Below are 21,291 nucleotides of genomic sequence, written 5' to 3'. Positions count from 1 at the left end.
ATGCACACATAAATGCAACACGCCTTCATTAATTTTCCTATGTATACCGGTGTTTAATTCATCCGGAATTCGATAGTTTTGTGAACATGCGATATGTTGCCGTCATATTATCTTTCGTGATGCTTATCCTGAGCTGTATCCCTTGTGCAGACCAGGGTTTAGGCATGAACGGCGGTGCAGATGCGCATGATCAGTACAGCACCGTGCAGGAAGAAGCTGACAACCATCATAGCCATCATAGCGATGGCTGTTCACCGCTTTGCGTTTGTTCCTGCTGTTCTGTCGTAACATTCGTGCACCAACATGTTAGTGTCGATCTTTCCGTACCTGGTGCACTATCTGCTTACAATTGCTATCATAGCCAATCTTATCCGGAGCAATCCTTCCCGATATTCCAACCTCCCCAACTGGCTTAATCTCAGCCGTTCCAGCTGCCGTTTTCTTAATTGATCATTTCCGCACCCGAAAATGAGGCGGGCGTAATTCCATGTCATGCCCTTTTCCGGTATGGAATGCAGGAAACAGTGTGTCTTACGGGAAGTAAAGTTTCCAATCGGCAGCTCCGATGATACCGGCACTGGCGGAACGGTGTGCTGTTGCTACATCTATCATAACTAACCATTCGTACATACATGCTAAGCAGAATCATTAGTTTTTCCATAAAGAATAAACTGATTATTGGAATGATGACGCTGGCGCTGGTGGCCTGGGGCATATGGAGCGCCGGCCGGTTGCCCATCGACGCAGTCCCTGACATCACCAACAACCAGGTCCAGATCATCACCCGCGCGCCCACGCTTGCATCCCAGGAAGTGGAACAGCTGATCACTTATCCCATCGAGCAAAGCCTGGCCAACCTTCCCAACCTGGAAGAAATGCGGTCTATTTCCCGGTTCGGTTTATCTGTCATCACCGTCGTTTTTCATGACGATATCGATATTTATTTCGCACGACAGCTAATCAACGAAAAACTGAAAGAGGCGGAAGAAAAAATCCCCCGCGGCATGGGTACACCGGAACTGGCGCCAGTAAGCACCGGCCTGGGCGAAATCTACCAGTACATCATCCACCCCAAAAAAGGAAGCGAGGAAAAATATTCCGCGATGGACCTGCGTACCATGCAGGACTGGATCGTAGCCCGCCAGCTTTACGGCACGCCCGGGATCGCAGAAGTGAACAGCTTCGGCGGATTGGTGAAGCAATATGAAGTGGCGGTGAATCCCGCGCGCCTCAAAGCGCTGAATGTCAGCATCCCGGAAATTTTCACCGCACTCCAAACCAACAACGAAAACACCGGCGGTGCTTACATCGACAAAAAACCGAACGCTTATTTCATCCGCGGGATCGGGCTCGTGACCAACCTGGAAGACATCGGCAATATCGTCGTTAAGAACGTTAACGGCATTCCTGTACTGGTAAAGAACGTGGCGGAGGTGCGCCTCGGCAGCGCGGTGCGTTACGGAGCGCTTACCTATAACGGCGACAAAGAAGCCGTCGGCGGTATCGTGATGATGCTTAAAGGCGCCAACAGCGCCGAAGTGGTGGCACGGGTAAAGGAAAAGATGGAAACCATCAAGGCTTCCCTGCCAGAAGACATCGAGATCGAAGCGTATGCCGACCGCACAGGGCTTGTGGACCGCGCGATCAATACCGTAAAAACCAATCTGATAGAAGGCGCACTCATCGTGATTTTCGTGTTGGTGGTTTTCCTTGGCAACATGCGCGCCGGACTGATCGTCGCGTCCGCCATCCCATTGTCCATGTTGTTTGCGCTGGGGATGATGAACCTCTTCGGCGTGAGTGCCAACCTCATGAGCCTTGGCGCCATTGATTTCGGGCTGATCGTGGATGGAGCCGTGATCATCGTGGAGGCTACGATGCACCATCTCGGTTTACGGAAATCGCAGGTGAGGATGACGCAGGCGGAAATGGATGAAGAAGTTTTCCTCTCCGCATCCAAAATCCGGAATAGCGCCGCATTCGGCGAAATCATCATCCTGATCGTTTACATTCCCATTTTGTCGCTGGTGGGCATCGAAGGCAAGATGTTCCGCCCCATGGCGCAAACGGTGGGCTTCGCCATCCTGGGCGCGCTCATTCTTTCCCTGACTTACATCCCCATGATGTCGGCTTTGATACTCCCGAAGCAATTCCCCGGTAAAAGGACTTTCGCAGACAGGATGATGGACTTCTTCCAACGCCAATATGCGCCGCTGCTTCGCGCCGCCATTAAATTCAAATATCTTGTTGTCGGCATCGCCATGTTTTTTATGGCGGTTGCGTTTTTGATTTTCAGCAGGATGGGAGGGGAGTTCATCCCGCAGCTCCAGGAAGGGGATTACGCATTCCATTGCATTCTTCCGCAGGGTTCTTCCTTGTCGCAAAGCATCGAAACTTCCATGCAAGCGAGCCGGATCATCAAATCGTTCCCGGAGGTAAAAATGGTGGTAGGCAAAACCGGCACGGCGGAAGTGCCAACAGACCCCATGCCGCCGGAAGCTTCCGACCTGATCATCACCCTCAAACCGCAAAAAGAATGGGATTCCGATGAAAGCTACGCCGAGCTGGCGGAACGCATGCTGGAGAAGCTGGAAGTGATCCCCGGCGTTTTCTTCGAAGCGTCCCAACCCATCCAGATGCGGTTCAACGAACTGATGACAGGCGTTCGCCAGGACGTAGCCATCAAAATATTCGGTGAAAACATCGACACGCTCGCCATGCTCGCGCCCAAAGTGGCGGCGGTAGTGCAGGGCGTCAAAGGCGCCACTGCGCCGCAAATAGAACGCACAACCGGACTCCCGCAGATTACCATCGCTTACGACCGCGCCAAAATCGCGGGGTACGGATTGAACATTTCCGATATCAACACGACCGTCAGCACCGCTTTCGCCGGAAAAGCCGCCAGCGTGGTTTTTGAGAATGAAAGGAAATTCGACCTGGTAGTACGGCTGGACAGCGCCCACCGCAGTTCTATCGAAGATGTCAGCAATCTCTATATCGCGTTGCCCGACGGCAACCAGATTCCCCTCGACCAGATCGCTACCGTGGCGGTTAAGGAAGGTCCCGCGCAGATCAGCCGGGAAGAAGGGAAACGCAGGGTCGTGGTGGGTTTCAATGTGCGCGACCGGGATGTGGAAAGCGTGGTGAAAGAGATACAGGAAAAGCTCTCCGCGACCAGGCTGCTGCCCACTGGCTACTACCTGACCTACGGCGGCACCTTCGAAAATCTGCAGGAAGCCTCGGCCAGGCTGCGCATTGCCGTACCGGTATCGCTGGCGCTGATTTTCATGCTGCTCTATTTTACTTTCCGATCGTTTAAGGAAGCGGCCCTCATATTCACCGCCATTCCCATGAGCGCCATCGGCGGGGTGTTGGCGCTGCTGTTGCGGGGCATGCCCTTCAGCATCTCCGCCGGCGTTGGGTTCATCGCGCTTTTTGGCGTGGCGGTATTGAACGGCATCGTGCTGATCAGCACATTCAATCAACTCGAAAAAGAAGGTATGAACGACGTAATCGCCCGGGTGCTCGAAGGCACCAAAATCAGGCTGCGGCCGGTGTTGATGACAGCTACCGTGGCTTCTTTCGGCTTTATCCCCATGGCTCTGTCCACCGGCGCCGGGGCGGAAGTGCAGAAACCGCTGGCCACCGTTGTCATCGGCGGGCTCGTATCCGCCACATTCCTGACATTGGTGGTATTGCCCCTGATCTACATCCTGTTTTCCGGGAAAGGCGGCGGCATGAAACTGAAGCCTTCCGCCACCATGATCCTACTGTTCACTGCCGTTTCCCTGACGAGCGTGAGCGCCCGCGCGCAGGAAGCGCCCGGTAAACGCGCTACCATCCAGGAAGTCATGCAAGCAGCCAAAGGGAACCTGCAATACGCAGTAGGTCAGGAAATGATCGGCAAAGGGAAAGCGCAGGTCAGAACCGCCAGCCTGCTGCCCAAAACAGGAATATTTGCTGAGAATGAAGACTACCGCCCCAGTGATAAAACCGGCATCCTCAAAATCGGCGTTTCCCAGGGCGTCGCATGGCCCGGGCTCTATTCGTCCCAGAAAAAATTGTACGGCGAACAACTGAAATATGCGCAGGTGAATGCCGCAGTAATTGATGCCGACGTGAAGCGGGAAGTCCGTAGCATATATTATCAGTTATGGTTTCTGCAAGACAAACGCGCTCTTTTCCAGCGGCTCGACAGCATTTACAGGTCGCTCTCGGATGCGGCCCGATTAAAAGTCAAAACCGGCGACAGTCCAGGCCTCGACAGCATCGCCGCTATGGTGCGGCTGAAGGAACTGGAAGCGCAAATCGCGCAGGCGGATAAGGATATCCAGATGCAACAGGCGCTCCTTCGCCAGGTGTTGAATACGGAAGAAAGCACCCTGCCGGTTGATGAGCCGCTGGAGAAGCTTCCGGTCCCGCAGTGGCTGGCCGACAGCCTGCATCCCGTTATACAGCTTGAACGCCAGAACGTGTCCATTGCGCAAGCGGGCGTAGCCGTGGCGCGGAATGAAAATATGCCGGAGTTTTCCGGCAGGTTCTTCAGCCAGCGGCTGTATGGTTTGAATGATCCATTTACGGGATTCTCCGTTACGGCGTCGTTTCCGCTGCTGGGCGCCGGTTCCTATAAAAATAAGGTGCGGGTGGCCAGGGCGGAAACCAGTGTCCGGGAGAAGCAATTCGCATACAATCTGCAGGTCTTCAATACGCAGCGCGCCAATGCGTGGAAAGAAGTGGAGAAGAACGCCAGCATGCTGAAGTTTTATGAAACTACCGGTTTAAGCCAGGCCAATGAGATCCTGAAAGCCGCCACGCTGGCTTACCGCGCCGGTGAAATCAGTTTCGCGGAATTATCACAATTCCTTTCCCAGGCCATCGACATCCAGCGCAATTACCTCGACAACCTGAATACCTACAATCAGTCTGTCATTAACTATAACTATTTCATCCATCAATAATATCAATCCGATTCAGATGAACAGAATATTGATTTTCCTGGTTTATTTTTCCTTATCAGCTACCCTCATTTCATGTGCAGGCAAAGGCGGACAGGAGCGTCCAGCCGAAAGTGGGGGCGAAGCGCATGAACACGAACATGAAAGTGAAAACACGGCTTCCCTCACCAACGAACAAATGAAAAGTATCGGCGTCCGGCTGGGTAACATTGAGCGGAAACAGCTGACCGCTTCCCTGAAAGCGAATGGCGTGCTGAAAGTACCAAATCAGAACAGGGCTACCATCCATTCCATTTACAGCGGGGTAATCAGATCGCTGCTGGTGCAGACGGGGAATACGGTAACGAAGGGGCAGGTGATCGCCACAATTGCCAATCCGCAATTTTTGATGTTGCAGGAAGAGTTCCTGGCCATCCAGCCCAAAATTCAACTCGCGCAGCAGGAGCTGACCCGTCAGCAGGAACTGACGAGCGGAAACGCCGGGGCTTTGAAAAACCTCCAGGCCGCCGAATCCTCGTTATCCGAACTCCGGACACGCCGTGCCGCGCTGAAAGAACAGATCGGGCTGATGGGTATTAATACCGACAACCTATCCACCGGCAAGCTGGTTTCGGTGATCAGTCTGCGCAGCCCAATTAATGGCGTTGTCAGCAATATTTCCGTAAACCTTGGCAGCGCGGTGGATGTGAATACGACGGTGGCGGAAGTGGTCGACAACAGCCAGCTGCACCTGGATTTGTTCGTTTTTGAGAAGGATTTGCCCAGGCTCCGGAAGGGCCAGCTCATCCACTTCACGCTGACGAACAATCCCGGTAAAGAATACGACGCGGAAATTTTCTCGCTGGGGTCCTCATTCGAAGGCGAAAGCAAGGCCGTCAGCGTCCACGCGATGGTAAAAGGGGATAAAACGGGCCTGATCGACGGCATGGGCATTACCGCTCTCATCAGCCTTGAAAAAGCCGTTGTTCCCACCGTGCCCACGGAAGCGCTGGTCAGCCATCAGGGCCAGGATTACATCTTCATCGTTACCGATGCGCATGCCGCGCATGACCACCACGACGAAGGCGGTGAAGAGCATGATCACGACGCCGCGGAGCCGCATGACCATAAAGAGCCGGAAAAAGCGGCGCCGGCCAGCGGCCTGACGTTCGAGCGGATCCCGGTGGCCAAAGGCACAACGGACGTGGGATATACGGAAGTCACCCCGCTGAAGGAGATTCCAGCAGGCGCGCAGGTGGTGGTGAAGGGGGCCTTCTTTATACTGGCCAAACAGACGAACACCGGCGGGCACCAGCATTAGTACGTGCCCTCTTTGATCCGTTACACTTCTGTCGGGAAATGCGGGATGGAACGCTATGGGATTAAATTTTTATTGCTCAGCACGACGCCAGTATCACAAAACGTTTTCAGGAAAAATCGGATTTCGGCTACCGTACAGCCGATTTTCACCTTGAAACCTTTCCCCCGGTGGAGCCGGCACAGCTTAAGGCCGCATGATCCTTCTGATAATTGATTTCATCCGCCAACCAATTTAGCAGATGGAGCTGGATGGAGTCCGACGAGGGATGACAGGCAATTTCCGGCCGAAGCCGCAGCTGGGTTACCTCTTTCGGAAAGAAAAGTATTGATTCAGGCTTTTTTTCGGCGAATAGGTTTTAATGTTGTCCGAGACGACTTTGGTGTTATACTTAAAAAGGCGGTAAAATGTTCTGTTTTCCCGCATAGCGGCACTCCCCAGCGCGGGTAATTTGTGCGTAAACCTTTCAAGTGGCGCCTATTAATATGTCTGGGTTTATTTTCGTATCGCTATTTTAATACCGGCGGCATCCATAGCGGTTTCCGGGAGCATACGCAGGATAAAAAGTGATTTTCAGGGTGGAAGGAGGTGAAAATCGTTGTTAATTAGAAAGGGGAATTACCTATTTTGTTTAGCATTTTAAAAACCACAACAAGATGAAATTATCCCAATTACCGATGCTGATATTATTAGTATCCGCTGTTTTCCTGGTGAGCGCCTGCGGCAAGGATGGTGATGCCGGGCCAGCCGGTACTGCCGGCGAAAAAGGTGACAAAGGTGATCCCGGTACGCCTGGCACTAACGGCATCATTTACTCCGATTGGCTGGATGTCATGTATGAAGCAGACACCATTCATACCTCCGGCGGCACCGTTGATACGATTGGCTTTTACGCCATTATCCCTGCACCAAAACTGACCGCCCAGCTGCTGGCCACCGCTGATGTAAAAGTATACATCAACTTAAATGACGCCTCAGACCCCGTAATCGCACCGTTGCCTTATGTGGAGCAGAGCGGGCTTGTCATCCGGTTTGTGGCAAGCGCCGGCGAACTGACAATAGATGCCAACGTGGATCCCAGTACCTACACTGCCAACGGTAAAAAGTATCTTCAACACCGGTATATGATTGTACCCGGTGGTACGGCTGCCCGCCACGCCGGCTCCGATGTTAACTGGAGCGATTATAGCGCGGTTAAAGCTTATTTGGGGCTTAAAGATTAACCGTCGCTGATCCGGGTATTAATCCGAAAAGTGCAGGTCGGATGGCCTGCGCTTTTGGGCTTGCAATTTTTTATGGACTTCGCAACCGCATACGGCAACCGGACTTCGCTCACTGACGACCTTCTCTCAATCCTCCATTCTTGAATAATCTGTATGCAGTTTGATAGTATGCAGTCGCTTTATGGACGATCCTATCATCAGCCGGTATTGGTGACTGGCTATCGTTCACCGTTGAATAACGCATCGTTTCAACACGCCGCTGCGGAGACAGAATGATCATGCTGTCATTTTCCATGTAAGCCAGCTTTTGATACGTTCCTAGCAGAATGCGGGGATGGTATCCCGGCTGCCGCACGTCCAGGCCATACAGATTGCTGTTGTAGTTCCAGGACAGCAGGCCAAATAATGTAGGAAACAGGTCGATCTGGGAACATCGTTGCTGAATGGAATCTGGATGCATGTTCGGAAGATTACAGATGATGGCAGGAATGTGATATTTCGCGACATCGATCTCGTTCTTTCCAGCACTGCTGGCGCAATGGTCTGCCACAAAAACAAAGACAGTATTTGAAAACCAGGGTTCTTTCCGGGCGGCTTCCAAAAATTGACCGATCGCGTAATCTGTGTACTGGACGGCCCCCTCACGTCCGGATCCCGAAGGATAGCCAACTTTACCATCGGGATACGTGAACGGGCGGTGATTTGAGGTTGTCATGACGAAGTCGAAGAAGGGCTTGCCACGCCGATATTGCTCTCCGGCGTCACGAATCACGGCCGCATAGAGATCCTCGTCACAAATACCCCACGCATTGCTGAAGTGAATCAGGCTATCTGGAATTTGTGTCCGCGAAGCATTGAATCTGTCGCCCAATACCAAATTCCTGCCCTTGTCGATGATATTATACCCGTTGTTGCCGAAAAATGCATTCATGTTGTCAAAGAATCCATCTCCTCCGTAAAGGAAACTGGTCGTGTATCCCTTGGAGCGGAAAAGGGCACCTACGGTCGAGAGATTCGCGTTTCCCGGGCGGCGCACGATGCTGCTGCCTGGTGTGGGAGGAACAGCGAGAGATAGTGCTTCCATCCCGCGGACCGTCCGTGTACCTGTAGCGTACATACTGTCGAACACAACATTTTCCCTCGCTAATGAATCCAATACTGGCGTTAGGTGCTGCCTGTTCCCAAAACGGGCCAGGAAGTCAGCGCTCAGGCTTTCAATCGTAACGAGAATCACGTTGGGGTGCATTTCCGGCCCTTTGTTCCGGATACGCCGCCAAATGGATGCCCCGTCCCGCAGGAATTGGCTGTTTGGCTCCTGCAGGGCGTCCCGGATAGTAGCGAAGGCTTCCTTATCATCCATCAAATAGTAGAAGTGGTCGAAATTCAGCTCGTTGTTCCTGAAAGCGGAAAAGAAAGAGTAGATTCCAGCTTTGGCCAGTTCATCCTGGTAACGATTACGCCCGCGCTCCGGCAGCCCGTTCCCGATAAAAGTAGCATAGATACCAGCGACGGACAATAATCCGATAAAAAATCCCGCCCGTTTACTAAAAGGCGTAACACCGAAATATGCGGAACGGAATATCCCTGAATAGGCGAATGCCCAGGTGATAATGCCCGTTACAGCCACCATGCAACTGATGAGGACTGGCAGCGGATAAGATTCGTTAATGTTCCGGACCACTTCGTAAGTGTAAACCAGGTAATCTACGGCGATGAAATTGAAGCGGCTTTCAAATTCAAGCCAGAAAGTGAACTCGGCGAAGAAGGAAAACATCAGTATCAGTGTGCCTAAGAAAAAGAACACCGGCGTAACGATACGGTTGAGCAGGCTACCGCTCCAGCGCGGAGGCAAAATCAGCAGGTACATCCCATATGGCAGCAGGAAAAAGGACGCTACACCTATGTCGAACAGCAACCCGAAACCAAAGATACGCAAGAAGGCAAGGATGGTCAGATCCGCATTTTTGAAAGAGATGATCAGTAATACCAGCCGCAGTCCGGTGGAAAATGCCAGGAACATGGCCGCAAATCCAGCCAGGGGCCGATAGTTTTTATTGCGAAGAGTGAACATGTCAGTATTGTTTAGAAAATTTCCGGGCGTAATATCACGCAGGTTAAAACTGATCGACTACCGGCTTTCTCTTCCGCCATTTGTATTGATGCGTCCAGTAAGCCATTTTCATTGAAAGAATGCCGATGCCGGCACCTACCAGCACATCGCTGACGTAATGCCGGTTATTGGCCATGCGGAACCCGCCCACCGCAGAAGCCATGCCATAAGCGGCATACGGCATCCAGGGAAAACGATGTTTATACTCTTCGGACAGGAAAGTAGCTGCAGCGAAGGCTTGCGCCGTATGACCAGATGGGAAAGAATTGTAAGTTGATCCGTCGGGCCGGAGTTGGTGAGTGGTGTTTTTCAGCAGTGATACTGAGGCGGACATGAGCGCTTCGCCTTTTATGAGGATGGCAGTCCGATTACGGATATCTGTCCGCGAGGAGATACCCGCAGCATCCAGCCCATAAACGATGGCTATGGGTGCGTATTGCAGGTAATTGTCAATATGGGTCTGGAAGGTTGGGATATGTTCGTTCCGCTCTTCCACCAGCTCTTTTTTAAATCCTTCGTTGCCATTCCCGTTAATCGCAACACCTGCCAGGATGAAGGACGCCGGCATGAATAGCGCCCTACGGAAGTTGAGGGGGCGCATATGGTATTGACTGTCGACAGGAATCGGCGGCTGTATGATTTCCTGGGCAAAGGAAGTACCTGACAGCAGGATCAATAAAACCTGCCATCTAAAAATTCTGTAATACATAAAGCTTGAATATTATGTTATGTTTCACTTCCGCCGGCAAATCCAACGGTAAAACGGTGCATGCCATCCGAGAACCTGTATCCTACCTGCCAGCCGTACAGCAGGGAAACCTGCCGTACAATCGCCAGCCCGAGGCCCGTTCCGGTTGAGTGCACCGCGGCAGCGGAGAACCGTTTGAATAGTTTGTCTTCAGGTAGCGGCTGCGTACCTGAATTAGCGACTTCGATCATGTTGTCAAAAATGCTGATCCGGATCTCACTTTCATACGGAGAATGCCTGATTGCATTCATGAACAGATTGGTGAGCATGATTTCTACCAATGCCCGGTTGCCTGTAACAGCGCCGCGTGAATGCGCGTCCAACACCAAATGGATATGTTTTTCTGCCAGAAAATCCTCCATTTCCTGGCTCAATTCCCGGGTAACCGGCAATAATTCCAACAATTCTTCCGCAGCAAACTGACCGTTGTCGATTTTAGCCAGCAACACAAGGTTTCTGTTGATGCGCGAAACACGCGACAATGAGTGGTTGGCTTCTTCGATAATGCCGGATTGCGCTTCGGTCAGCCCATCCGTTTGCAGGAACAAATCGAGCTTCGATTGAACAATCGCCAGTGGTGTTTGCAATTCATGGGAGGCATTTTCGGTGAATTCCCTTTGCTCGCGATACGCTGCGATATTGCCGCTAATCAGCTTACGGATACCGGCCTGTAAAGCTTCGAATTCTATGATATTGGTTTCGGGCAATAAAATCTGCGTTTGACTTTTCAGATCGTATGCCTCCAGTTTACCGACGGTTTCATGGAATGGCGCCCACAATCTCCGCGAAAGCTTTTTATTCAGTAGCAGAAATCCTCCCAGCAGCAAAAAGAAAAACACCGCGGTAACGGCTGTGATGGCCGCAATTGTCTCGTAAGATTCTTCAATATTAGTTTCGATGGTGATCCGGAATGCCTGGTCGCCGACTATAAAATAAGTGATTAGCCCATGAAATCTGTCCAGCTCCTCGTGCCCGGCGAGGCGAATTTCTCGGTAAATGGTATACACGCTGTCTTCATCCATGGCGTTTACCGGCATAATTGCGGCCTCCGGCTGGATGCTATTCCAGGTTTCGATGCTCCTGTGAAGTGCAGCCGGGTCGTTGGCAAGCCGTTTAAATCTCTCCTTAGCTCTGAATGCCACTATTTCATTGTGCTCATGCAATTCCGAGCGCCAAATAAAGTCCATAATAAGAAAATAAGCCGGAACGCTTGACAGGAACACCACCAGGGCATAAATAATATAAGCTTTCAGGTTTCTGTCGAGCAAATTTTTCATATTTCCCATTTGTAACCAGTCCCGTATACATTTTTGAGATAATTACCATAGCCGGCCTCAATGAGCTTGCGCTTGAGGTTTTTGATATGCGCGTACACGAAAGCGTGACTATCGAACATATCAGCCATATCGCCAGAAAGATGTTCCGCCAAAGCCCCCTTCGAAATCACTTTATTTTTATTGCCAATAAAATACAGCAACAGATCGAGTTCCTTCTTTGTAAGTAATACTTCAGCACCTGCTACAAATACTTTCCTCGATAGCAGATCTACCCTCATTTCGTTCAGGTCCAATATATTGGAATTCGAAAATTGCTTTCGCCGGATGACGGAATATATACGGGCAGCGAGTTCCGGCAGGTGAAAGGGCTTGCCAATGTAATCATCAGCTCCGTTGGTCAGGCCGATGATCTTGTCCTCTATTGCATTCCGGGCGGAAATGATGATGACACCGTCGTTCCGCTTTTCTCTCTTCAGCACATTAAGTAAACGGAGGCCGTCGCCACCAGGCAATGTAAGGTCGAGCAGAATGCAGTCGTAGGTGTAGATTTCAACTTTCTCCAATGCCTGCGTATAGTTGGCCGCTATTTCGCAGGTGTAGTCTGCGAGATAACTGACAATATCGTTTGCAAGCTCTTTTTCGTCCTCGATCACCAGGAGTTTCATAGAAGCAAAATTACGGATACGATTTAGAATAAATTTAGAAGCTGAAAATAGTATAATACTTACATATATGTATTGCATTATAAATTACAACAATTCAATATCGCCCGTTAAGGGATCCCCTAATTTTCAACTAACAGTCAAACTGATTTCGTCCGGGGGAGGAAAGGGATGCACTTTTATTATTCCTGTTTTTGTTAACCCAACAGCTTCATTCATTAAAACAGCATCCATCTTCTACCGGTCGCACTACATCTTTGCGGCAAGAACCTCAAACCACACAAATGAAAACGTTACTAAAAAAATCCGCCGCGATAATGCTGTTCGCCGGCGCCTTGCAGGCAGGTTGCGAAAAGCAGGAAGAGATCATTCTTCAAAAAAACCGGACATTGCGCTGGCCAAGGAACCGGGCGCGTCCCTCAAGTTCAACCCATCGCTTTTCACCCAGGGCCTGATGAATCGTTTCACGGGCAAAACAATAGGATTTGGATTTGCGATTGCATTCAACGGAGCGGTGGTAACAACGATTACAGCGGGCGACTCCCGTCGGCTGATGGACGGGCAACATCCCTATTTGCCTACTACGCGCCAGGGAACGTCGGAGGCCACACAAACCATCACTGCGCTTGCAATTTTAAAAGCGCTGGAAGCCAAAGGCATGGACGAAAACGCCTATGTTTGGCAGTTGTTGCCGACCAATTGGAACATTCCAGCATCTAACAGGAAAATTACCATTGCGCACCTGTTGTCACATACATCCGGATTGAAATACATTGGTTACGATTACACTTCGCTGCGCAAAACCATGCAAACGGCTACCACGGGTTACGGCGATGCTTACTTTAAAAACGCCGCGGTAAATTATCATCTTTGCCGGGTTTTGCTTGCCTGTATCGTAAACGGCGCGGGCTGGTACGCGCCAATGTCAGACAACAATGCGGACGAAGCAGTATCGCAGTTCTACCGGAGCTACGTGCGCCAGGTGATTCTCGGTCCTGCCGGCATTTCCAACTACTATCTGGTTGACCTATGCCCCTGGAACAGCCTGGGCCCGGTCTGGAATCCCAATTCCCCGGGGAGCAGCCAAACGCTCTACTACAATTATTCAGCACCCGTTCACCATGGCATTTCAATTTATACAAACTATAAATCTGGCGGTGCGGGCAACTGGTACATGAGTGCAAAGGAGCTGGCCCTTGTTCATGCAGCAGCGGAATCAAAAAAATTCGTTTCTGACGCGATGTTACAGCGCATGAAAAACAAGCTCATGGGATTCGACAGCAAATACAGGGGGCGGCAGGGAACCTACTACTTTAAAGCCGGTATGGCGTATGACAGTAAATTCCGCGGCACCAACACAATGATCGCGCATTTCCCCAATAATGTGCAGCTGGCGTGGAATACGAACTCCATTTCAAATGACATCGGCGTGGTAAAGGATGTGATCATTGAGGCGTATGAAAATGCATGGACGTACTAACCGGAGGCTGCTTTAAAATAAAAGTCAACATCTACGTCTGACACAGTTGGTGGTGAACGAAGTGGGGAAGATGTAGTTCAATGGAGCTTCATCATTGGTCACTGAGAAGTAATCGAACGGGGAATTCCTTGCTTGAGGGTTAATCGTAGTATAAAGCTCTTATTGGTTATGCGGTTAAGCTTGCGCAAAGGAGTTTGTAGTTACCGGGAGGAGAGCTGCGAAGACTAAAATTTAAAAACGATATATAGTCAAAACAATCTTTTCCAAGGCAATACAACTTACAATCACAAATACATTAAATATATTCATATTCTATTTGCCCATACTTAGGCAACAACTCTCCGAACCGCTGTAAATTTGCGGCATATAAAGAAAGGCCGGTGAAATAACGAATAGGATTTCCAGTGGCAACTTGAGAACATTTTAAGGGCGATTCTTGTTTTAGAATTAGTTCCCGGAATTTCAGTTTGTCTTGACAAAATCTTCACCCGTGCCTAATATTCTTGTCATTGAAAACAATTCTGATGTTGCAACGAGCATTAGCGCCATTCTTGAGTTGGACAATTATTCAGTATTGCATGCCAATGACGGAGTTGAGGGCGTAAATATTGCTTTAAAGGAAAAGCCTGACTTAATAGTTTGCAATGTACGGACGCCATTGCTGGATGGATACGGCGTCTTAAACATTTTGCAAAAGTATGATAATACGCTTGGCAGGCCATTTATCTTTCTTTCCAATTCAGCAGACCCGAAAGCCATCCGCAGGGGAATGAACCTTGGAGCCGACGATTTCCTCATTTCGCCCTTCAGTTCTGTTGAATTGCTGCACGCTATCGAAGTCAGGCTAAATAAAATACAAAGGCTTCGGTCAAAGCATCATTTGAATAGCTCCGACAAGTTAATGCCAACGGGAAATAAAACAGTAGCCGAAAAACTTGAAAAGCTACGTTCTGGCCGCGATGCAATTAAATTCAAAAGACGGCAATTAATCTTTTCTGTGGGGAATCATCCTGTCTATCTGTATTACATTGAAAAAGGATGGGTGAAAACCTGTCTTTTTAATGAGGAGGGAAAAGAAATCATCACCAGAATATATGGTGCGGGTGAATTCCTAGGCTATGAGGCGGCATTGAATGGAACCACATACAGCGAACAGGCAGAATCGTTGTGTACCGCAGAACTGGTACCTATACCTTTCTCTGAATTCAACTTACTTGTCTATAGTGACATCGAAGTGCTAAAACTCATTGTACGCTGGCTAACCTCTTATCTATCGAACAATCAAAAGCACCTTCTAAAAATAGCATACAATTCTCTTCGGAAGCGCGTAGCTGACGCCTTGCTTTATCTGCACCGGAAAAACCACGGCCTGCACTATATGGAAGTACCTGGCATTAACCGAGACGTCCTGGCTTCACTTGCCGGCGTGGCAAAAGAATCATTGATTCGGACCTTGAGCGATTTTCGCAATGAAGGACTAATAAATATACAAGACGGGAGAATTAACCTTCCCGATATACGGCGTCTGGAGGAGATGGTTAACTAACCACACATATCACTCCTGGAAAAAATAGTTAATATTGCGCCAGATGTCCTCTCATTAAGACGAAAATCCTGGGTCTGAAACATTGCTATCTTCCAGACGGCAATTTCAGTCATTGCACTCTTTCACCGAGAAACCTGGTCATGCGTTCAATTCGGTGGTACAGGTCGTCACCGCTGTAGTTGCCAACCTCCTCTTCACCCTTTAGATTCCCAAGGCCCATCGTGGCCTTAGTGGCAAGCCGGTTACTGCATACACCATTGCAACCAAGTACAAAAACACGCTATTAAACATTAAAATATATGATCATGAACAGACTGAAAGACAAAGTCGCTATCGTCACCGGTGCTGCTTCGGGAATTGGAATGCAAATAGCACTGTTATTCGCATCTGAGAGATGCCGGGTGGTGTCTGTTGACATTGACAAGAGCCACTTAAAAGCATCGGCCCTCCCAATAGGGGAGAACCGATGCCGCAGGTCGGGAATCCTTAATCAATCGATAAATTCCCCATTTTCATCTGTCTTGACACGCATGCGTTTGCTGCCATTCTCCAGCAGTAATTTGTATTGCATTTTGGCTCCGGCTTCGTCACCAAATTTAACAAGATATATATCTTTTGAAATCGACCAATTAGGGAATCTTTTGGCTACGGAAGCTCGAACCAAAGCCGGCAGGACAATATTCTTGAATTTCTCGGCTGTCCTTAACAGCTTTCCTTCCTGATCATAAACTGCCAGCACATATCCTTCCGGCAGGTAAAAAGTAATGAAATAAGTATCATTATCGTCCTCGTAATATTCCGAGTTTTTGATATCGTAGCTGGCAGCCTTGGCCTCCAGCAGCTTAACCGGTTGTGCCGCCTCTTTGCTGTTTATGGACCGAAGGTACTTATAATTCTTGGCCGTCACCGTTACTTCGGGTAACTCACGCACTTGTGCGCGCAACGGCATAGTAGCTCCTGCTATTGCATTAATAGCAAGTAGCAACAATTTATAACTTGTCATTATTATAAGTTTAGCTGAATATAGAATAACCTCTGATAGTTTTTCCGTCTTACATTCTGCTGGTCCCATCAGGGAAAACCCTCATGCCATTCCTTTTTCATAATGTCTGATTTTACTAGTTACCTCGAAAAATCAACGCGATTAAGGTGCGATCAAAATTGCCCAAAGGCGAGCCATCAAATTATGTAAAAACTCAGGCAGTGCAAATTCCCGCCTCCTCATCCGTATTCGCTGTATTAATGCAATACAAATTTTCACTATTTTCGGCAACGGAACAATGATATTGATGGGCAAAATATTGATGGATATCAGTCTCCCGCAATCCGCGCAATTCACCGGCTTATTACGCAAGAAGCAAAAATGAATTTTCAATGTACTTACGATCCACCCGGCTCTTTATAATTGTCGCTAAATTACCGGTCATTCAATATTAATTTCTTGCTGAACAGCCTCCAAAGGAACGTCCTTCCCCGCATCTATTACACCAACGAGGGAATATTTGCCCGGCGGAAGTTCCATTGGCAGTTCAAATTCCACCAATCTTCGCTGATCTGGGAACAAAGGGAACAATGGAGCGTCTATCCTTGTTTTTACGCCCGTTTCCAAATTGGAAAGCTCGATGTAACTGGTGCATTCTAGTTGAACTTCCCCTGAGTTCACACATGTGATCCGGCATCTCCTGCTTTTCCAGGTCGGTGGATTGAACCCTACGATTCGGACATCTTTATGTATGACTTGCGGAGGCGTTTGATAGAGATGTATACCCACACGAACCTTGTTATTGACCACTGTATACACCTGGTTATCTGTTTCGACAACCTGTTCCTCAGTAGTTTCCAAAAACAACATGGCCCACTTCATCTCAGTAGCGGCATTTGGCGTATCTGGTATCCGCAACCGGACGTCTAGGACAGCTGTCTGGCCGGGGGCTATTTCCAGGAAGTCTTTGTCTATTGTAATCCATGATGCACAAGATCGTGGATTGGCTCCAGGAGGCGTATAAACATGTACACCAAGGGAATCGCGGATCCAGTCGCTGAGATAAACCGAAAACTGTTTACTTTTCTGTAGGTTATTTATTATAAAGATCTGCGCATTCTCCGTCTGCCCATTGCCTAGTTGGTAATTAATCGTGGCAGGCCTGATCAGCAGACCGGCACTTGGCAGTTGTTGTGCATCGGCATCACAAAGGAAATACAGAAACGCGAAAAGTAGGCTGGATAACTTCATCGGTTACTGTTTATCTTGGTGAAATCACATTCAAGCACTAGCCTCTTGATGCAGGTGATCCTAATCTTCGATTCGCCGATTTGAATAATACCTTCATCCCGGAGGTCGCTCAGGGTGCGAATTACGGATTCCCTGGCAACACCGGCTAATGCGGCCAAGTTATGCCTGCTCACATCGATTTCAAAATTGCTATCGCGCCCTGTATTGTATTTTTCCATGAATGTCAGCAATGCATTTATCACTTTCTGGCGTACAGTACCATATGCGATGTTCATCATCCTCACCTGATTATCTAACATATTCACAATCTGGTTGCTATACAACTTGTTCGCAAGAAAGGGAATTTGTAGCAACATCTTTTCAAAGTCGGGAATAGAAATAACAGCCAGTTCCGAATCCAGCATGGCTTCTGCTGTTTCCTCATACCGGCCAAATGTAATAATGGCCGAGTTACCCAGGAAATCCTTTACCTTATACAAACCAGTGATCAATTCTTTACCGTCCACATTCCATTTACTCGTTTTTACACGCCCTTTTATCACGTAATATATCGATACGGACCTTTCTCCTTCACGATAAATAATACTTTTCTTCCGGTATTTTCTTGTGACGCCGTTGATCATCAAATGATAAATATCGTCACTATCGCGAACTGATTCTACCGGAAACTTTACTTTAAGATCGTTTTGTGCTAAGGCATCAGTTTCGATTATCATCCTTTTCCTGCACATGGGTGTTATGTTTAATCGTTAGACAATAAAAGATAAGTCTTAAGCTCTCGTATGAATTGCAAATATTCTATCTAAAACGATGCAGGAAAATAATTTCCATCGGAAAAATCTTGATTTTCATCAACATTACCTTGGCATTTATACATGAACAATTGGGATAAATAATATAAATTAATATCATAATTATTGCTTCAATGTGTAAGTAATTGAAGCAATAATGCCTATACTATTTAGTCAGTTATCCTAATTTTTGAAAAATCTCACTTCCCTGCTGACGTCCACAATTTCGAACACTACTTCCGCTTGCTCGGCGCTGACAAGTTCAACTATGAAATACATTGTTTTTGGCCTGACTTTTTCGCTGAATGCCTGTGGGTTTAGCGAAACAACATACTTTCCCGCAGGTACGTTAAGAAAGAATACGCCATTATCATTAGTCATCGTAGTATAGACGATGCCGGCACTGTCAGTGGCGGAAACCTTAATATTCTCCTTGGTGATTCTGCTGCCGGTCAACGCATTTGTCTTCAGTTCTACCATACCCGTGATTAGTTTGCTTTTCCTGAAAGGAAGCAGATGGGTAACGTCGCCAGCAACGGTTAATTGCTGAGTGAAACCGCCGGCAGGAACCCAGCCTTTGATCTTGTTCGCATATTGGCATACTATCGTATAATTCCCTGCAGGTATGTTTTTATAATAGATAGTGCCATTGGCGCCACTTATGAATGAAATATCTCCGATGCTAAAGAGCGCGCCGGGAATGACATTTTCTGAAGGTTCCAACTTTCCGTTCCCATTTTTGTCAAAAAATGGTACAAGCTTTAAAGTGTAGTACTTCTTCCGGAAGATGATCGGAACGTTGAGCCTTTTACTCAATGAAAGATTTATATACTGGTCATTTACACCCGCGGGAGCTGTGCTACCTGATACTAAAGGGAACTCGACCGAAGCCGAAATATCAAGCCCGCTCCGTGAATTTCTATACGACATGTTGCTACCCCATAGATGATACACCTGCTTGTCATAAAGTGTCTTAGAAATACTGTAATGCAGGTTGGCCTTAACGCGGCCGAAAAGCTGAAAGGAAGCGGACGGGCCGGCAAGCAACGTGCGGTTGTATCGAACAAATCCCTTAGCAGTTGTATTGTCGAATACCGGAACCTGGGCATAGAATCCCCTAATTCCGAAGTTTTTAAATACCATGGAAAAACTCGTATTCGTAAAAAAGATATCTTCTCCTGTACGTTGGTAATTATTATTCAAACCGCTCATGGATGAAAATGTCATACTTGAGTTTTTCCAAACGGCCAGTCTGCCGGAAAATTCAAGGAATCCATACACAGGCAAAGAATTTATAAAACCATCAGTTTGCCGTAGCCTACCGATGCTGATCCCGTATGCACCACGGCCTGCCGACAGACTGTATTTCACTCCATAACGCAGTATGTCGAACTTCAACGCATCCTTGTTAAACATTGTGTCTCGCAGGGTTGATATGCCTGCCCTGTTGTACTGCCAGAATAATCCAGCTGCATTACGTGTATTGAACGTCCAGGAAAGATCGTGAAAGTGTGTAACCAGCCCCTTGTTTAATCCGGGAAAGTTTTTTCCGTTGTATTGGACCTGGCTTGATATGGAAAGCTTGCGGCCTGTAAACATGAATTTGTATCCCACGGCCGGGCCCGGCGCGGTTCGTTTCCGCGAAGGCGGCGCTTCGTCATATACGTCCTGCCCTGCTCCCAAGTTGACACTCAGGTGAATAGGCACCGCGTTCAATAAAGTGATCTCATTATCGAGCAGGTAGCTTTTTACACCATTTTCGTTATCCAGGTTGGCCGCCGCGGTGTGGGAAAAAATGATTTTACCGACCGGATATTGTATGGAAGCCAGAACATGATCATTCGTGAATGGCAGACGGTTGCTGTGAATACTGGTGCTGAAAAGGAAGGTTGCGTTTTTGTCGGATGTATAGGTTACTTTGACGCCGTTCCCGTAGGAGAAGAAGTATTTGAGACTGCTTAGATGTCCACCGTAAAGCTCCCAGCGCTTGGTTTTCAGGTATGCGCCGAATACGTTGCGTTCGAGGCGATTGCCTAATCCATATTGTTTGCTATGGTAATAGAACCCCGCCCGGCCATTGCCAATTTCAATTTCGCCCCTGGCTGCGGCATAATAACTGAACTGCCGGCCCCATTGCATCATTCCGGTTTCTACCTGTATTGGAAGAACAGGATACGGTGAAGAGCGGCTTTTCAAAACCTGTTGCACTTTTTTCACCTCGGTGAAATTCATATAGCTGACACCGGTAGTGTCTTCAAGGCTGACGGCTATCTTTCCGCGGGTAAGCGCAATCCACTGCCGCTCGCTCAGGAGGTATTCCCAGGTCAATATCGTGTCTTTGCCAGGCTGAAGGCGGAAATCTGCAACTTTGTCTATGCCGAGGTCACTGCTCTTATACGTTGCAGCATACTTACCGAGCGTTGTACCCATATTATTAACCCGGACTCGGATGCTCAGTTTCCTTTCCGTTCCGGCCAGCTCAATTTGCGGGGTAAGAAAGGCCGTGGAGAATTCACAAACAGCCTCCGCGATAACCTGAAATCGCTGCGTAATTTTAATTCCGCCAGAGGTAATGGCGGTAAGGCGCACCGGCAACCACATTGCCATAGCATCTCGCTCCTTCAGCAATACTATCGTTGATTTGTGAACGGCACCGGCTGCGATCCGCAAAGTATCTCCGGGTCCCGGGGACATTAGCCGCCACCCTTGCGGCACCGAAGCATGCAAGATCAATTCGATAGGTTGTGCTGTCAGGTTTTGTATGGTCAAAGGGTTGTATAGGAAGGAAGACTGCTTATCAATTTTTAAAGAATCTTTCAGTTGTATGCGGACCGGGGGCTTTCCTGTGAATACCCAGAGGAGATCCAACAGCCAAATACAACGAAGAGGGGCAAACATTGTATTATGTAATGCGGGATAAACATGTTCTCATTTTCTCAAACACTGGTTCGTGAGATGGATAAGCCTTT

The 21,291-nt window shown here is 48.5% G+C and carries 14 protein-coding genes and 1 pseudogene; 7 read left to right on the top strand and 8 right to left on the bottom strand.

Annotated elements, in window-relative coordinates; genetic code table 11:
- Positions 1-86 precede the first annotated feature (86 nt).
- From WJU16_RS26220 to WJU16_RS25285, 4 genes are all read left to right on the top strand, one after another.
- Positions 87-416, top strand: coding sequence for a DUF6660 family protein (locus WJU16_RS26220; RefSeq protein WP_404980253.1), 330 nt, complete (start codon positions 87-89; stop codon positions 414-416).
- A 267-nt stretch (positions 417-683) separates the two neighbouring features.
- The gene (locus tag WJU16_RS25295; protein ID WP_404980252.1) at positions 684-4,958 is read left to right on the top strand and encodes a CusA/CzcA family heavy metal efflux RND transporter; all 4,275 of its coding nucleotides are present in this window, start codon (positions 684-686) and stop codon (positions 4,956-4,958) included.
- A gap of 16 nt (positions 4,959-4,974) precedes the next feature.
- Complete coding sequence (locus tag WJU16_RS25290; RefSeq protein WP_341836137.1) at positions 4,975-6,255, top strand: efflux RND transporter periplasmic adaptor subunit; 1,281 nt, start codon at positions 4,975-4,977, stop codon at positions 6,253-6,255.
- Between the two features lie 653 nt (positions 6,256-6,908).
- The gene (locus WJU16_RS25285; RefSeq protein WP_341836136.1) at positions 6,909-7,475 is read left to right on the top strand and encodes a collagen-like protein; all 567 of its coding nucleotides are present in this window, start codon (positions 6,909-6,911) and stop codon (positions 7,473-7,475) included.
- A 109-nt stretch (positions 7,476-7,584) separates the two neighbouring features.
- Here the strand turns inward: WJU16_RS25285 and WJU16_RS25280 are convergent, their stop codons facing one another.
- From WJU16_RS25280 to WJU16_RS25265, 4 genes are read right to left on the bottom strand one after another with little or no spacing between them, the layout of a single operon-like run.
- Positions 7,585-9,546: a sulfatase-like hydrolase/transferase gene (locus WJU16_RS25280; protein WP_341836135.1), complete on the bottom strand. Its 1,962-nt coding sequence runs from the start codon at positions 9,544-9,546 to the stop codon at positions 7,585-7,587.
- Between the two features lie 43 nt (positions 9,547-9,589).
- Complete coding sequence (locus WJU16_RS25275) at positions 9,590-10,294, bottom strand: phosphatase PAP2 family protein (protein WP_341836134.1); 705 nt, start codon at positions 10,292-10,294, stop codon at positions 9,590-9,592.
- A gap of 17 nt (positions 10,295-10,311) precedes the next feature.
- Complete coding sequence (locus WJU16_RS25270) at positions 10,312-11,610, bottom strand: HAMP domain-containing sensor histidine kinase (protein ID WP_341836133.1); 1,299 nt, start codon at positions 11,608-11,610, stop codon at positions 10,312-10,314.
- Positions 11,607-12,275 (bottom strand): response regulator transcription factor, encoded by a 669-nt coding sequence (locus tag WJU16_RS25265; protein WP_341836132.1) that lies wholly within the window; start codon positions 12,273-12,275, stop codon positions 11,607-11,609. Before WJU16_RS25265 ends, WJU16_RS25270 begins: the two co-directional genes overlap by 4 nt.
- 67 nt (positions 12,276-12,342) lie before the next feature.
- On the opposite strand from WJU16_RS25265, the gene WJU16_RS25260 reads away from it, so the two are divergent.
- The 3 genes and pseudogenes from WJU16_RS25260 to WJU16_RS26215 form a co-directional block, all read left to right on the top strand.
- Positions 12,343-13,752: a serine hydrolase gene (locus WJU16_RS25260; protein ID WP_341836131.1), complete on the top strand. Its 1,410-nt coding sequence runs from the start codon at positions 12,343-12,345 to the stop codon at positions 13,750-13,752.
- A 490-nt stretch (positions 13,753-14,242) separates the two neighbouring features.
- The gene (locus WJU16_RS25255) at positions 14,243-15,298 is read left to right on the top strand and encodes a response regulator (protein ID WP_341836130.1); all 1,056 of its coding nucleotides are present in this window, start codon (positions 14,243-14,245) and stop codon (positions 15,296-15,298) included.
- A gap of 299 nt (positions 15,299-15,597) precedes the next feature.
- Positions 15,598-15,702 (top strand): annotated as a pseudogene (locus WJU16_RS26215) (short-chain dehydrogenase); the annotation flags it as partial.
- A gap of 86 nt (positions 15,703-15,788) precedes the next feature.
- Here the strand turns inward: WJU16_RS26215 and WJU16_RS25250 are convergent.
- The 4 genes from WJU16_RS25250 to WJU16_RS25235 form a co-directional block, all read right to left on the bottom strand.
- Complete coding sequence (locus tag WJU16_RS25250) at positions 15,789-16,301, bottom strand: nicotinate-nucleotide adenylyltransferase (RefSeq protein WP_341836129.1); 513 nt, start codon at positions 16,299-16,301, stop codon at positions 15,789-15,791.
- 420 nt (positions 16,302-16,721) lie between these two features.
- The gene (locus WJU16_RS25245; RefSeq protein ID WP_341836128.1) at positions 16,722-17,531 is read right to left on the bottom strand and encodes a hypothetical protein; all 810 of its coding nucleotides are present in this window, start codon (positions 17,529-17,531) and stop codon (positions 16,722-16,724) included.
- Positions 17,528-18,247, bottom strand: a complete 720-nt coding sequence (locus WJU16_RS25240) for a Crp/Fnr family transcriptional regulator (RefSeq protein WP_341836127.1) — start codon at positions 18,245-18,247, stop codon at positions 17,528-17,530. The genes WJU16_RS25245 and WJU16_RS25240 overlap by 4 nt, the downstream gene beginning before the upstream one ends.
- A gap of 258 nt (positions 18,248-18,505) precedes the next feature.
- On the bottom strand, positions 18,506-21,220 hold the full coding sequence (locus WJU16_RS25235) for a carboxypeptidase-like regulatory domain-containing protein (RefSeq protein WP_341836126.1): 2,715 nt from the start codon (positions 21,218-21,220) through the stop codon (positions 18,506-18,508).
- Positions 21,221-21,291 lie beyond the last annotated feature (71 nt).

It is taken from the genome of Chitinophaga pollutisoli (assembly GCF_038396755.1).
In the GTDB taxonomy this organism is placed as follows: Bacteria; Bacteroidota; Bacteroidia; order Chitinophagales; family Chitinophagaceae; genus Chitinophaga; species Chitinophaga pollutisoli.
This window is presented reverse-complemented; position numbering and strand designations above follow the sequence as displayed.